Raw genomic sequence first — 13,382 nt, forward strand, 5'->3', positions numbered from 1 at the left:
TTGCTGACCGAGCTTCGGTGGCCCGATATCGTTACGATCTGACCATTTCACTGACGGACGGGTAGTTTGCGGGCTTATCATCAGTCACCGCCGTACAGGGGTCACGGAGGTCGTCTCGGTGGTCCATGTCAGGGGTGCGGCGCGTGGACGACAGGGGATGTCCCATGGCTCGACATCGGTGGCTCGGGGCGGGCGTGGTCACGGCGGGGTTGTCGATCAACCTGCTGTCCGGAGCGGCGGTCGCCCTGGCCGAACAGGACCCCGCGACCGATTCGGGCGGGCAGACCGCGGCCGGTGAGGCACCGGGTCGCACGCAGTCCGCAGATCCGACCGGTGGGACGCCGAGTGGGGCCGAATCCGCCGATCCGCAATCACCGGATGCGGACAGCGGTGGAGCGTCGGAGTCCGCCGCCGATCCCGACCCCGGCAAATCCGATCCGGCCGACACGATCGACCAGGAGTCGCCCGCCGAGGAGGTCGACACCGACGCGACCACCGACGAGAACATCGCGCCGAGCCTCGACGAACATCCGGCGGTGCGCGACGGTCACGCGGTTCGTGAGACCGCGGACCCGACGGCGGCTCCCGAGACGGTGGCGCAATCCGTCGATCCGGTGAAGGCCGAGCCGAGCGAATCAGAGACGCCCGACGTGCCGAGCACGTCGGCGCGACCGGCGGACGAGACCGTCGCAACCCGCAAAGATGTTGCGGTGCTGAGTTTTTCCGAGAGCTCCACGGATTCGGCATCGGGCGACGGGGCGCCGGAGGCACCCACCGCGACGGCCCCTCTGAGCGCCGCCGGGGCCGAACCGGCCAAGGCTGCCACCACCAGCATGACGATCCTGGACGTGCTGCTCTCGCTCTTCTGGGGCATGATGACGTCGGTGGTTCAGTCGGCCGCAGGCACGCCATCGGTGCCGTCGGGAAGCACTGTCTCCCTGCGAAGTTCGTCACTGCAACTGACGGACTCCCTCGCGGTGCCGGCGGACTGGTACTTCCCGGAGCCCACCGAACCCGGTCAGGCGCCCCAGCACGTGATCTTCCTGTCGCACGGCATGTTCACCGTCGGCGCCATGTACAGCTACACCGCCGCCCAGTTGGCCGAGAAAACCGGCAGCATTGTCGTCGTTCCCACCATGAGCTGGAATCCCTATGCGCCCGAAGGGCTCTGGATCGGCGGGCCCCAGATGCAACCGGTCATCGCGGACCTCTTCGACGGCGACCGCGCGGCACTGAACGCCAGTGCACTGGCCGCCGGCTACGCCAAGCTGTACGGCCTGGATCCCGCGCTGGCCGAGTTGCCGCGGGAGTTCGTGCTCAGCGGTCATTCCACGGGAGCGGCGCTGCTGCTCGGCGCCATCACGCATCTGGACAACGACACCCTGGACGAGCTGACGGGCCTGCTCCTGTTCGATGCCGTCACGTCCGGTTCCACCGCCGCCGACGGGTTGGCCCGGCTCGCCGACTACGAGCAGGCCACCGGACGTTATATCCCGCTGCAAGAGATCAGCGCGCCGCCGAACGACTGGAACAGGCCCAGCAATATCCACCAGGCCCTGGCGGCCGCGCGGCCGAACCACTTCAACGGTGTGATCATCAGCGGTGGAGCGCATACCGACTCCGTACAGTCCGGCAGTCCTGCGGTCCAGAGCATCATCAGCTGGCTGGTGGGCAACATCTCACAGCGCGCGATCCTGGCCCTTCAGCAGTTCGCCGACGATACGGTGAACGGGTGGTACGCCGGCCACAGCGATATCGCGTACATCGAGGACGCGGGTACGACGATCGTCATCCCCACTCCGGGCGGTCCCATCACGGCCACCGTGCTCGGGGTCCTGCCGGCCGCGGTGACGCCCAACCGGGTCGACGACGACGCGATCGCGGTGTGACGCCACCGGCACGACGGTAAACTTGGGCGGCAACACCGCTCCCCGTCCTGGAAAGCAGGCTCGAACACCCACCGTGACGCCCCGCGAGACAACCGCCGCTCCGGCCGCCCACACCGCGAAAAGCAGCATCGACATCCCGCCCGACATCGTCGTCGGTCTGCTGGGCTCGGCAGACGAGAACCTGCGCGAACTCGAGCGCGGTCTGGCCGCCGACCTGCACGTACGCGGCAACACCGTGACCCTGTCGGGTTCGCCCGCCGACGTCGCCCTGGCCGAACGCGCCGTCACCGAGCTGATCGCCATCGCCGCCGGCGGTCAGGCGCTGACCCCCGACGCGGTGCGCCGCAGCGTGTCAATGCTGACCGGGGCCGGGGGGGAGTCACCGGCCGAGGTGCTGACGCTGGACATCCTGAGCCGGCGCGGTCGGACCATCCGGCCCAAGACGCTCAACCAGAAGCGCTACGTCGACGCGATCGACGCGAACACCATCGTCTTCGGGATCGGCCCGGCCGGAACCGGCAAGACGTATCTGGCCATGGCCAAGGCGGTCAAGGCCCTGCAGACCAAAGAGGTCACCCGGATCATCCTGACCCGTCCCGCGGTGGAGGCCGGCGAGCGACTGGGTTTCCTGCCCGGCACGCTCACCGAGAAGATCGACCCGTACCTGCGGCCGCTGTACGACGCGCTGCACGACATGATGGACCCCAACGCGATCCCGAACCTGTTGGCGGCCGGGGTGATCGAGGTGGCGCCGCTGGCGTTCATGAGGGGCCGCTCGCTCAACGACGCGTTCATCATTCTCGACGAGGCGCAGAACACCACGCCCGAGCAGATGAAGATGTTCCTGACCCGGCTGGGGTTCGGCTCGAAGATCGTTGTGACGGGCGACATCACGCAGGTCGACCTGCCCAACGGGCAGCGCTCGGGGCTGCGGGCGGCCGTCGACATCCTGCACGGCATCGACGACATCGCCGTGGCCGAACTCACCAGCGCCGACGTGGTGCGCCACCGGCTGGTCTCCGAGATCGTCGACGCGTACGAAAAGGCTTCGGGTGCAAGTGAACTCGGTGGTAATCGGGCGCAGCGACGTCGGGGGAGCACTCGGTGAGTATCGAGGTCTCCAACGAATCCGGGATCGACGTCTCGGAGGCCGAGTTGATCAGCGTCGCACGCTTCGTCATCGCACAGATGCAGGTCAATCCCGGTGCGGAACTGTCGATGGTGCTGCTCGACACCGCGGCCATGGCGGATCTGCACATGCGCTGGATGGACCTGCCCGGGCCGACGGACGTGATGAGTTTCCCGATGGACGAGCTCGAGCCGGGTGGGCGGCCGGATGCCGCCGAGCCCGGGCCGTCGATGCTCGGTGACATCGTGTTGTGCCCGCAGTTCGCCGCCGAGCAGGCCGCCGCGGCCGGACACGAACTCGAACACGAGCTGGCGCTGCTCACCGTCCACGGGGTGCTGCACCTGCTCGGGTACGACCACGCGGAACCGGACGAGGAGAAGGAGATGTTCGACCTGCAGCGCCGTCTCCTCGAGGACTGGTACGCCGACCAGGCGCAGCTGTACCGCAGGACACGGCAGAGCGAGCGGGACCGGCATCTGCTGGACAACACCAGCCGCTTCCTGCATCCAGACGAGTCGTGACGGGTCTGGCGCCGCTACTCGGCGCGCTCGCCCTGGTGGTGCTGGCCGGCGTGTTCGCCGCGATCGATGCCGCCGTCAGCACCGCGTCGATCGCGCGGGTGGAGGAGCTGGTCCGCGACGAACGCCCGGGTGCGGGCCGGCTGGCGCAGATGGTCGAGGAGCGGCCCCGCTACATCAACCTGGTGGTGCTGCTGCGGATCGCCTGCGAGACCACCGCCACCGTGCTGCTCGCGGCGTACCTGACCGAACGGATGGGACTGGACCGCGGCCTGATCGCCGCGGCGGCGATCATGGTGGTGACCAGTTTCGTGGTCATCGGCGTGGGCCCGCGCACCCTGGGCCGGCAGAACGCCTACTCCATCTCGTTGGCCGCAGCCCTTCCGCTGCATGCCATTTCGGTGCTGTTGACGCCCATCAGCCGGCTGCTGATCCTGCTCGGCAATGCGCTGACGCCGGGCCGCGGTTTCCGCAACGGGCCGTTCGCCTCCGAGATCGAGCTGCGCGAAGTGGTCGACCTGGCCCAGCAGCGCGGCGTGGTGGCCGACGACGAGCGCCGGATGATCCAGTCCGTCTTCGAACTGGGCGACACCCCGGCGCGCGAGGTGATGGTGCCGCGCACCGAGATGGTCTGGATCGAGGCCGACAAGAACGCCGGCCAGGCCACCTCGCTGGCGGTGCGCAGCGGGCATTCCCGGATCCCGGTGATCGGCGAGAACGTCGACGATATCGTCGGCGTGGTCTATCTGAAGGACCTGGTCGGCCGGACGTACTACTCGACCAACGGCGGCCGCGACACCCTGGTCGGCGAGCTGATGCGCCCGGCGGTATTCGTGCCGGACTCCAAACCACTCGACGATCTGCTGCGCGAGATGCAACGCACCCGCAATCACATGGCACTGCTGGTCGACGAGTACGGCGCCATCGCCGGACTGGTGAGTATCGAGGATGTGCTCGAGGAGATCGTGGGGGAGATCGCCGACGAGTACGACGCCGACGAGATCGCCCCCGTCCAGAAGCTTGCAGATTTGGGAGAAGGGTTCTTCCGGGTGTCGTCTCGGCTTCCCATCGAGGATCTCGGCGAACTCTATGACGTGGAGTTCGACGACGACCTGGACGTCGACACCGTCGGCGGCCTGATGGCGCTCGAGCTGGGCCGGGTGCCGCTGCCCGGCGCCGAGGTGGTGACGCACGGGCTGCGGTTGCGCGCCGAGGGTGGCCACGACCACCGGGGCCGGGTGCGCATCGGCACGGTGCTGGTCAGTACCGTCGAACCCGAGGAGGGGCAGGATGGCGACCGTGACGACTGACGTCGTCGTCGAGTGTGAATCTTCGGCGACAAACGGCGCGATTTCTCGCGTACGTTTCACATTCGGCGGCGTCGAATGACCGAATCTGAATTCCGTTCCGGCTTCGTATGTTTCGTGGGCCGGCCCAACACCGGAAAGTCGACGCTGACCAATGCGCTGGTCGGCGCCAAGGTGGCGATCACGTCGAACCGGCCGCAGACCACCCGGCACACCATCCGCGGCATCGTGCACCGCGACGACTTCCAGATCATCCTGGTGGACACCCCCGGTCTGCACCGGCCCCGCACGCTGCTCGGCAAGCGACTCAACGACCTGGTCCGCGACACCTACTCCGAGGTCGACGTCATCGGACTGTGCATTCCCGCCGACGAACCGATCGGCCCGGGTGACCGCTGGATCTACCAGCAGATCCAGGACGTCGCGCCGCGCACCACGCTGATCGTCATCGTGACCAAGGCCGACAAGGTGGCCCGCGACCGGGTGGTGGCCCAATTGGTCGCTGTCAGTGAAGAATTCGGTGAGCATGCCAAGGAAATCGTGCCGGTGTCGGCGAGCACCGGGGAGCAGCTCGAGGTGCTCACCGAGGTGCTGGCCGCGCAGCTGCCGCCGGGTCCGGCGTTCTATCCCGACGGGGAGCTGACCGACGAGCCCGAGGAAACGCTGATGGCCGAGCTGATCCGGGAGGCCGCCCTCGAGGGGGTTCGCGACGAGCTGCCGCACTCGCTGGCGGTCGTCATCGAGGACGTGGAGAAACGAGCGCAGCGTGACGACTTGGTCGACGTGCACGCGATCATCTACGTCGAGCGGGACAGCCAGAAGGGCATCGTGATCGGCAAGGGTGGTGCGCGCCTGCGCGAGGTCGGCACCGCGGCCCGCACTCAGATCGAAAAGCTGTTGGGCACAAAGGTTTTCCTGGATCTGCGGGTCAAGGTTGCCAAGAACTGGCAGCGTGACCCAAAACAGCTGGGCCGCCTCGGCTTCTAACCCGGACCCTCATACGCCGAAACGTACGTTTCGGCGAAGATTGTCGAGACGGGGCCGCCATTTCGTCGATCTGGGTCGGTGTATCCGTGGTCGGCGCGGATCCGCGGTGCGCCGAATCCGACGAAATGGCGGCGGCTACTCGAACTTTCCCGCCCGTTGGTACGTTTCGGCGTGGTGGGTGGCTAGAAGTTGGGCTGGTTCGGCGGACGCTGGCCGAACTGGCGCGGGGGAGCCGGCACCGGCGCCGCCGAATCACCCTTGCCGTAGACCGCGACGACAACGCTGCGGTCGGGTACCAGGTTCTCCGACCACACCCCGATGTCGATGTTGCCGCAGTCGGACATGATCGCCATGTAGTCGGGCCGGCCCATCCACTGCTGCAGGATCTCCACGCCGCTGATGGCCAGCGCCGGGTTGATCGCGACGGTCTCCTCGACGACTCCCGCATACCCGGCGGCGCGGGCTCGGTCGGCAACCGTGGACCCGTCGGAACCGATGTCCCCGTCGAGCGCGCGGTTGTTCAGCACGTCGTCCGTGTGCCACTGGGCGGCCAGGCGCAGCTTCGGATTGATCTTGATCCCGGCGTTGGGCGTTCCGTAGGTGCCGTTGCAGCCGGCCCGCTTCTGGATGGTGTAGACGTTGGCGACCACACCGTCATTGAGGCGGCGATTGTCGGCGTGCGCGACGGACGGAACGGCCAGCCCGGTGATCAGGCCGAGCCCAGCACAGAGCACACCGAACCGCTTCCCCAACATGCACCGGGACTCTACGCCCGTGTCAGAGAAAGCACAGATATTCGGAAAGCATTACGGCGGTGACGACGGCGAGCCGAACTGCCGGCCGCCGGCGGGCACCGGTGGCGCGGCGTCGCCTCGGCCGTAGACGGCAACCAGCACGCTGCGGTCCAGGTCGTTCACCGACCACACCCCGATGTCCATGTTTCCGCAGTTCTCCATCGTGGCCTTGTAGTCGGGCCGGCTGAACCATTGGTTCATGATGTCGATGCCATTGATGGCCAGCGCCGGGTTGATCGCAACGGTCTCGGCAACCTCACCGGCATAGCCGGCGGCGCGCGCCCGGTCGGCCACCGTGGATCCGTTGGAGCCGATGTCGCCGTCCAGGGCGCGGTTGTTCAGCACGTCGTTGGCCTGCCATTCGGCGGCCAGGCGCAGCTTGGGGTTGACCCTGACCATGGGTTCGATCTTGTAGTCGTCGGCGCAGCCGGACATCATCATCGCGTTGTGGATGTCGGCCACGATGCTCTCGTTGAGCCGATCGTTGTTGGCGGCGGCGGTGGGCGCGGTGCTCAGGACCCCGGCCAGCAACGTCGGCGCCGCGGCCAGTGCGAGCGCAATCCTCATGAGTGTGACCTTACCCGGCTTTGCCGGCGATCGGACCCGGCGCGCGTCCCCGCCGATGTCCCCGGGCGATGCCAGACTGGCCGGATGCGGCTGTATCGGGACCGGGCGGTGGTGGTTCGCCAGCACAAGCTCGGCGAGGCCGACCGCATCGTCACGCTGCTGACCCGCGAGCACGGCCTGGTCCGCGCCGTGGCCAAGGGCGTGCGCCGCACCCGCAGCAAGTTCGGGTCGCGGCTCGAGCCGTTCGCCCACATCGACGTCCAGCTGTACCCGGGCCGCAACCTCGACATCGTCACCCAGGTGGTGTCCATCGACGCGTTCGCCGCCGACATCGTCAACGACTACGGCCGCTACACCAGCGCCTGCGCCATCCTCGAGACCGCCGAGCGCCTCGCGGGTGAGGAACGTGCCCCGGTGCCCGACCTGCACCGGCTCACCATCGGCGCGTTGCGCGCGGTGGCCGACGGCACCCGCGCCCGCGAACTCGTGCTCGACGCCTATCTGCTGCGGGCCATGGGCATCGCCGGCTGGGCGCCGGCGCTGACCGAATGCGCCCGCTGCTCGGCCCCCGGCCCGCACCGGGCCTTCCACATCGCCGCGGGTGGCAGCGTGTGCGTGCACTGCCGGCCCTCCGGGTCGGCCACGCCGCCGCAGGGGGTGCTGGATCTGATGGCCGCCCTGCACGACGGTGACTGGGCGCACGCCGAGACGGCTCCGGCGTCGTACCGCAGCCAGGCCAGCGGGTTGGTGGCCGCGCACCTGCAGTGGCATCTGGAACGGCAGTTGCGGACGCTGCCCCTGGTCGAGCGTGGGCTGCCGGTGGCGGTCTCGGACTGAATCCCGACACGCGTCGGGGTGCGGGTTGCGCCCGCGGCCCCTCGGTCAGGCAGGATGTTCGCATGGCATTGCGAGGTAAGAAGGGAGAGACCTTCCCGCAGCTGCCGCCGGCATCCGACGACTATCCGGCCTTCCCGGACACGTCGACCTGGCCGGTGGCGTTCCCCGACATTCCACGCGGCACCAACGGACGCTTCGCCCGCCCGCCACAGCACACCTCGCACGCGGTGGCCCCGCGGATCCCGGCCGATCAACTGCCCAACCACGTGGCCGTGGTGATGGACGGCAACGGGCGCTGGGCCAAGCAGCGCGGCCTGGCCCGCACCGAGGGCCACAAGATGGGCGAGGCGGTGCTCATCGACATCACCTGCGGGGCCATCGAACTCGGCATCAAGCACCTGTCGGTGTACGCGTTCTCCACCGAGAACTGGAAGCGCAGCGCCGAGGAGGTGCGCTTCCTGATGGGGTTCAACCGTGAGGTGGTCCGGCGTCGCCGCGAAGCCCTCGACCTGATGGGTGTCAACATGCGCTGGGTCGGTTCGCGGCCCAAGATGTGGCGCAGTGTCATCAAGGAATTCGACATCGCCGAGGAGATGACGGTGGGCAACGACGTCATCACCGTCAACTACTGCGTGAACTACGGTGGCCGGACCGAAATCGTCGAGGCCACAAGGCAGATCGCGCAGTTGGCCGCCGACGGTAGGCTCAGCCCGGACCGGATCAGCGAGGCCACCCTGGAACGGTATCTGCACCGTCCGGACATCCCCGACGTCGACCTGTTCATCCGGACCTCGGGCGAGCAGCGGGCCAGCAATTTCATGCTGTGGCAATCGGCCTACGCCGAGTACGTGTTCCAGGACAAGTTGTGGCCCGACTACGACCGGCGCGATCTGTGGGCGGCGTGCGAGGAGTACGTGTCGCGCAACCGCCGGTTCGGGCGGGCCTGATGTTGGTCTCCCGGTTGGCCGGTGTCCTGGGGGACGTCGCCGATGTGGTCGAGGAGGCCGACGGCGCGCTGACCGTCACCCACGGCGGATCGGTGGCCTCGCTGCGGGTGGTGCCGATCGACGACGACCTCGAGTTGATCTCGCTCACGCAGCTATTGGCGTGGGATGTGTTGGTCACCAGCAGGATTCGGGCCCGGGTGGCCGAGCAGACGGTCCGCACGCTGCTGGGCACCGTGGCGCTGGTGGAGAAGCCCGACAGCAAGAAGGCCGACGTCCTGCTGCGGTACAACTTTCCCGCGGCCGGAATGTCCGACGATGCGTTGCGCACCCTGATCCTGATGGTGCTCGCCGGCGGCGACGACGCCCGCGACGCGCTGCGGTCCTGATCTAGCCGCAGGCCGGGCAGGTCCCGAAGATCTCGATGGTGTGACTGACGTTGGAAAAGCCATGTGCGGCAGCGACTTCGGAAGCCCAGGTCTCGACCTCGCGGCCGGCCACCTCCACCGTCGCGCCGCAGGAGCGACACACCAGATGATGGTGGTGATGCGACCCCGAGCAGCGCCGGTAGACCGATTCGCCGGTGTCGGTGCGCAGGGTGTCCACGACGTTGGCCGCCGACATCGCCTGCAGGGTGCGGTAGACGGTGGTCAGGCCGATGTTCTCGCCGCGGCGGCGCAGCTCGTCGTGCAGTTCCTGGGCCGAGCGGAATTCGCCGAGGCTGTCCAGCAGCTGGGTGATGGCGGCGCGCTGCCGAGTGGCGCGCACCCCGGCGCCGGTCACCGGTCCTCGCCGGCGTGGGCCACCGCGTCGAGCACGATGTGGGCCAGGTGCTGGTCGACCAGGCGGTAGTGCACCTCGCGGCCGCAGCGCTCGCCGGCCACCACGCCGGCGGCCTTGAGGATGCGCAGGTGCTGGCTGACCAGCGGCTGGGGCAGGGCCAGGGCGTCGACCAGTTCGTGCACGCACCGCGACGACGACTGCAGCTGCAGCACGATGGCAATGCGGACCGGGGCGGCCAGCGCCCGCAGCAGGTCGCCCGCGCCCTCGAGGATCTCGCGCGGGGGCGCCTCGTCGGACCGAACCGGGCTGGGCAACGCGACCTCGCAGTTATTGGAAATGGTTTTCAGTAACTTTTCCATGCGTGAACACGCATGTCAAAGGTTCGATTAGCTTGGGCATCATGACGCCACTGGAGATCACGGTTCGAGGTCAGGCCCGCAGTCGCTATCCCGCCGAACGGGCCACCGTCTCGTTGTCCGCCGACGTCGAGGGCACCGACCGGGAGAGCGTGTACCGGCGTGCCGTCGAACTGCAGGAGCCGTTGGCGGCCGATCTCACGGGTCTGCACCCCGACGCGGTCAGCCGGTGGTCCTCGGATCAGCTGCGGGTGTTCAGCTACCGGCCGTATTCGGCCAAGGGCAACCGGCCGCTGATGTACCGGGTGGCGATCAAGGTCGAGGCCGAGTTCACCGACTTCGAGCAGCTCTCGGCGTTCCTGGACCGCTGGGCCGCCCGGGACGGCGTCGAGGTGGGGGCCACCACCTGGGACGTCGGCGAGGACAACCGCCGCCGCTACGAGGGAACGCTGCGGGCCGAGGCCGTCGCCGACGCCACCGCCAAGGCCCAGGCGTACGCCACCGCCGCCGGACGCGGAGCCGTGACCGCCGTGCAGCTGGCCGACCCGGGCATGCTGACCGACGACCGGCCCGCGGCCCGGCCCATGCTCGCCCGGATGGCCGACGCGCCCATGCCCGCCCCGCCGGCGCTGGAACTGCGACCCGACGACATCGTCCTCGAGGTCGCCGTCGAGGCGCGCTTCGTCGCCGAATAGCCCCTCCCTCCTTCTCCGCGAGCGGCCGTGTCTGTACAGCGACACGCCGCTGCGGGTGTACAAATGCGGACGCTGGCCGGGAGTTCGGTGAGCGTGACCGCGCCCGATAGGCTGTCCCGGTCACTATCCCCCCAGCACAGGAGTCCCGTCTCGTGGCGTCCGTCATCGACACCGTCGTCAATCTCGCCAAGCGGCGGGGCCTGGTCTACCAGTCCGGGGAGATCTACGGCGGCACCCGCTCGGCGTGGGACTACGGGCCACTGGGTGTGGAACTCAAGGAGAACGTCAAGAAGCAGTGGTGGCGCGCGATGGTCACCGGCCGCGACGATGTCGTCGGCCTGGACTCCGCGATCATCCTGCCGCGTGAGGTGTGGGTGGCCTCCGGCCACGTCGACGTCTTCAACGATCCGCTGGTCGAATGCCTGAACTGCCACAAGCGGCATCGGCAGGACCATATGCAGGAGGCCTTCGCCCTGAAGAAGGGTCTGGACGACCCCGATACGGTGCCGATGAGCGAGATCGTCTGCCCGGACTGCGGCACCAAGGGCCAGTGGACCGAGCCGCGCGACTTCAACATGATGCTCAAGACCTACCTCGGCCCGATCGAGACGGAGGAGGGCCTGCACTATCTGCGCCCGGAGACCGCGCAGGGCATCTTCGTCAACTTCGCCAACATCGTGACCACGTCGCGCAAGAAGCCGCCGTTCGGCATCGGCCAGATCGGCAAGAGCTTCCGCAACGAGATCACGCCGGGCAACTTCATCTTCCGCACGCGTGAATTCGAGCAGATGGAGATGGAATTCTTCGTCGAGCCGTCGACCGCACCGGAGTGGCACAAGTACTGGATCGACACCCGGTTGAAGTGGTACGTCGACCTCGGCATCAACCCGGATAACCTGCGTTTGTACGAACATCCGCTGGAGAAGCTGTCGCACTACAGCGCCGGCACCACCGACATCGAGTACAAGTTCGGGTTCACCGGCAACCCGTGGGGTGAGCTCGAGGGTATCGCCAACCGGACCGACTTCGACTTGTCCACGCACGCAAAGCATTCCGGCGCCGATCTGACCTACTACGACCAGGCCACCGAGACCCGCTACACCCCCTACGTCATCGAGCCGGCGGCCGGCCTGACGCGTTCGTTCATGGCGTTCCTGGTCGACTCCTACCACGAGGACGAGGCCCCCAACGCCAAGGGCGGCGTGGACAAGCGCACCGTGCTCCGGCTGGATCCGCGCCTGGCGCCGGTCAAGGCCGCGGTGCTGCCGCTGTCGCGGCATGCCGACTTGTCGCCCGCGGCAAGGGATCTGGCGGCCGAGCTGCGGCAGTCCTGGAACATCGAGTTCGATGATGCCGGTGCGATCGGCCGGCGCTACCGCCGTCAGGACGAGATCGGCACGCCGTTCTGCGTGACGCTGGACTTCGACTCGCTCGAGGATCAGGCCGTCACCATTCGCGAGCGCGATTCGATGGGCCAGGAACGCGTGGCCATCGCCGAGGTGTCCAACTACCTGGCGACCCGCCTCAAGGGCAGCTGACTCTTTGTTTCCCGCGAGCGGCCGTGTCTGTACAGCGACGCGCCGGTGCAGCTGTACAAATGCGGACGCTCACGCAGCTTGATGGCCGAGTTCGAACCCGATGCGGCGGTTCATCTCCCAGGTTCGGCGGCGGACGTCGTCGCTGACGATCGACAACAATCGCCAACCCATTTCCGTCAACGCGGCACGCTTCTGGCGATCGCGTTGGAGAGCCTCCGGCGAGCTGTGCCACTCGAATCCGTCGTACTCGACCGCCACCCGCTGATCGGGCCAGGCGAAGTCGAGCCGCCACATTCTGCCGGAGCGATCGACGATTTCGAACTGCAGCTGAGGCGGCGGAAGTCCGGCGTCGTACATCGCCAGGCGCACTTCGCTTTCCATCGGTGACTCGGCCTCGGGTCGTGCGAGACCGATCAACTCATCACGGACCGTCACAATCCCGCGGCGGCCGTGTTGTGCGTCGGCTGCGAGCGCGAGTTGCTGCCGGGTGCAAGTGCCGCTGCGCAGTGCGGCGTCCAGGTGTGCCAGTGCACGGGGCCGTGGCAGTGCCCGCGCGACTTCGATGGCGGTCCACGGTGCCGAGGTTGTCAACCGCCCACGCTCTGTGATCAGTGGTGCGCCGTCCCGCCGGTGCACTTCGAGACCGTCGCAGCCTCGTAGGTGAGCACCGGTGTCGAGAATATGCACGGTGCTGTCCCCTTCGGTGTCGAACCCGAAGGCGGCTGCCGCGGTGGTCAAGCAGATGGCGATGGGCTCACCGGCGCGCAGATCGAGACCCCGCAGCCGCAGCTCCAGATCGGGCTCGCCGACGCCGTAGATGCCAGGCCACAGTTTGATCAGTTCACCGGTGCGCAGACGCGACTGCAGGCCGCGGCGGCTCAGAACTGCCAGTAGTTGGCCCGATGTCGCCACCCCGCCCTGTTCGTTCAGCAGACGTTCCAGCTCGACCATGACCGGCATCGTGGGCCGGATGACGACGCCGCGGTAGTCACCCCTGTGGATGAATGCCGAGCGTCCGGGTTTGTACACGCGCCACGG

At 67.9% G+C, this 13,382-nt stretch carries 15 protein-coding genes; 10 read left to right on the plus strand and 5 right to left on the minus strand.

Annotated elements, in window-relative coordinates:
* The first annotated feature begins 164 nt into the window (after positions 1–164).
* The 5 genes from U0R18_RS18830 to era all read left to right on the plus strand — a co-directional run bounded on the left by U0R18_RS18830 (position 165) and on the right by era (position 5,830).
* Complete coding sequence (locus U0R18_RS18830; RefSeq protein ID WP_526371216.1) at positions 165–1,889, plus strand: ICP22 family protein; 1,725 nt, start codon at positions 165–167, stop codon at positions 1,887–1,889.
* A 73-nt stretch (positions 1,890–1,962) separates the two neighbouring features.
* The gene (locus tag U0R18_RS18835; RefSeq protein WP_526371218.1) at positions 1,963–2,997 is read left to right on the plus strand and encodes a PhoH family protein; all 1,035 of its coding nucleotides are present in this window, start codon (positions 1,963–1,965) and stop codon (positions 2,995–2,997) included.
* Positions 2,994–3,539, plus strand: coding sequence for an rRNA maturation RNase YbeY (ybeY, locus tag U0R18_RS18840; protein WP_526371220.1), 546 nt, complete (start codon positions 2,994–2,996; stop codon positions 3,537–3,539). Before U0R18_RS18835 ends, ybeY begins: the two co-directional genes overlap by 4 nt.
* The gene (locus U0R18_RS18845; RefSeq protein ID WP_526371222.1) at positions 3,536–4,846 is read left to right on the plus strand and encodes a CNNM domain-containing protein; all 1,311 of its coding nucleotides are present in this window, start codon (positions 3,536–3,538) and stop codon (positions 4,844–4,846) included. The genes ybeY and U0R18_RS18845 overlap by 4 nt, the downstream gene beginning before the upstream one ends.
* Positions 4,847–4,921: 75 nt before the next feature.
* The gene (gene era / locus U0R18_RS18850; protein ID WP_526371224.1) at positions 4,922–5,830 is read left to right on the plus strand and encodes a GTPase Era; all 909 of its coding nucleotides are present in this window, start codon (positions 4,922–4,924) and stop codon (positions 5,828–5,830) included.
* Positions 5,831–6,012: 182 nt separating this feature from the next.
* On the opposite strand, the gene U0R18_RS18855 is transcribed toward era, so the two are convergent.
* Together U0R18_RS18855 and U0R18_RS18860 are read right to left on the minus strand one after the other, a co-directional pair.
* Complete coding sequence (locus tag U0R18_RS18855; protein WP_526371226.1) at positions 6,013–6,585, minus strand: CAP domain-containing protein; 573 nt, start codon at positions 6,583–6,585, stop codon at positions 6,013–6,015.
* A gap of 51 nt (positions 6,586–6,636) precedes the next feature.
* Positions 6,637–7,065 (minus strand): CAP domain-containing protein, encoded by a 429-nt coding sequence (locus tag U0R18_RS18860; protein ID WP_526371280.1) that lies wholly within the window; start codon positions 7,063–7,065, stop codon positions 6,637–6,639.
* A 210-nt stretch (positions 7,066–7,275) separates the two neighbouring features.
* On the opposite strand from U0R18_RS18860, the gene recO reads away from it, so the two are divergent.
* The 3 genes from recO (at position 7,276) to U0R18_RS18875 (ending at position 9,361) form a co-directional block, all read left to right on the plus strand.
* A complete protein-coding gene (gene recO, locus U0R18_RS18865) occupies positions 7,276–8,028 on the plus strand; it encodes a DNA repair protein RecO (protein ID WP_526371229.1) in 753 nt (250 codons plus the stop codon).
* A 62-nt stretch (positions 8,029–8,090) separates the two neighbouring features.
* A complete protein-coding gene (locus tag U0R18_RS18870; protein ID WP_526371231.1) occupies positions 8,091–8,975 on the plus strand; it encodes a decaprenyl diphosphate synthase in 885 nt (294 codons plus the stop codon).
* A complete protein-coding gene (locus tag U0R18_RS18875; RefSeq protein WP_526371233.1) occupies positions 8,975–9,361 on the plus strand; it encodes a hypothetical protein in 387 nt (128 codons plus the stop codon). Before U0R18_RS18870 ends, U0R18_RS18875 begins: the two co-directional genes overlap by 1 nt.
* 1 nt (position 9,362) lies before the next feature.
* Here the strand turns inward: U0R18_RS18875 and U0R18_RS18880 are convergent, their stop codons facing one another.
* Positions 9,363–9,755, minus strand: coding sequence for a Fur family transcriptional regulator (locus U0R18_RS18880; protein WP_526371235.1), 393 nt, complete (start codon positions 9,753–9,755; stop codon positions 9,363–9,365).
* On the minus strand, positions 9,752–10,102 hold the full coding sequence (locus tag U0R18_RS18885) for an ArsR/SmtB family transcription factor (protein ID WP_526371282.1): 351 nt from the start codon (positions 10,100–10,102) through the stop codon (positions 9,752–9,754). Before U0R18_RS18885 ends, U0R18_RS18880 begins: the two co-directional genes overlap by 4 nt.
* 53 nt (positions 10,103–10,155) lie before the next feature.
* On the opposite strand from U0R18_RS18885, the gene U0R18_RS18890 reads away from it, so the two are divergent.
* Together U0R18_RS18890 and U0R18_RS18895 are read left to right on the plus strand one after the other, a co-directional pair.
* Positions 10,156–10,806 (plus strand): SIMPL domain-containing protein, encoded by a 651-nt coding sequence (locus U0R18_RS18890; RefSeq protein WP_526371237.1) that lies wholly within the window; start codon positions 10,156–10,158, stop codon positions 10,804–10,806.
* Between the two features lie 152 nt (positions 10,807–10,958).
* Positions 10,959–12,344 (plus strand): glycine--tRNA ligase, encoded by a 1,386-nt coding sequence (locus U0R18_RS18895; protein WP_526371239.1) that lies wholly within the window; start codon positions 10,959–10,961, stop codon positions 12,342–12,344.
* 69 nt (positions 12,345–12,413) lie between these two features.
* Here the strand turns inward: U0R18_RS18895 and U0R18_RS18900 are convergent, their stop codons facing one another.
* Positions 12,414–13,373, minus strand: a complete 960-nt coding sequence (locus tag U0R18_RS18900) for an endonuclease domain-containing protein (RefSeq protein ID WP_526371284.1) — start codon at positions 13,371–13,373, stop codon at positions 12,414–12,416.
* Positions 13,374–13,382 lie beyond the last annotated feature (9 nt).

It is taken from the genome of Mycobacterium sp., assembly GCF_046330795.1.
Taxonomy (GTDB): domain Bacteria; phylum Actinomycetota; class Actinomycetes; order Mycobacteriales; family Mycobacteriaceae; genus Mycobacterium.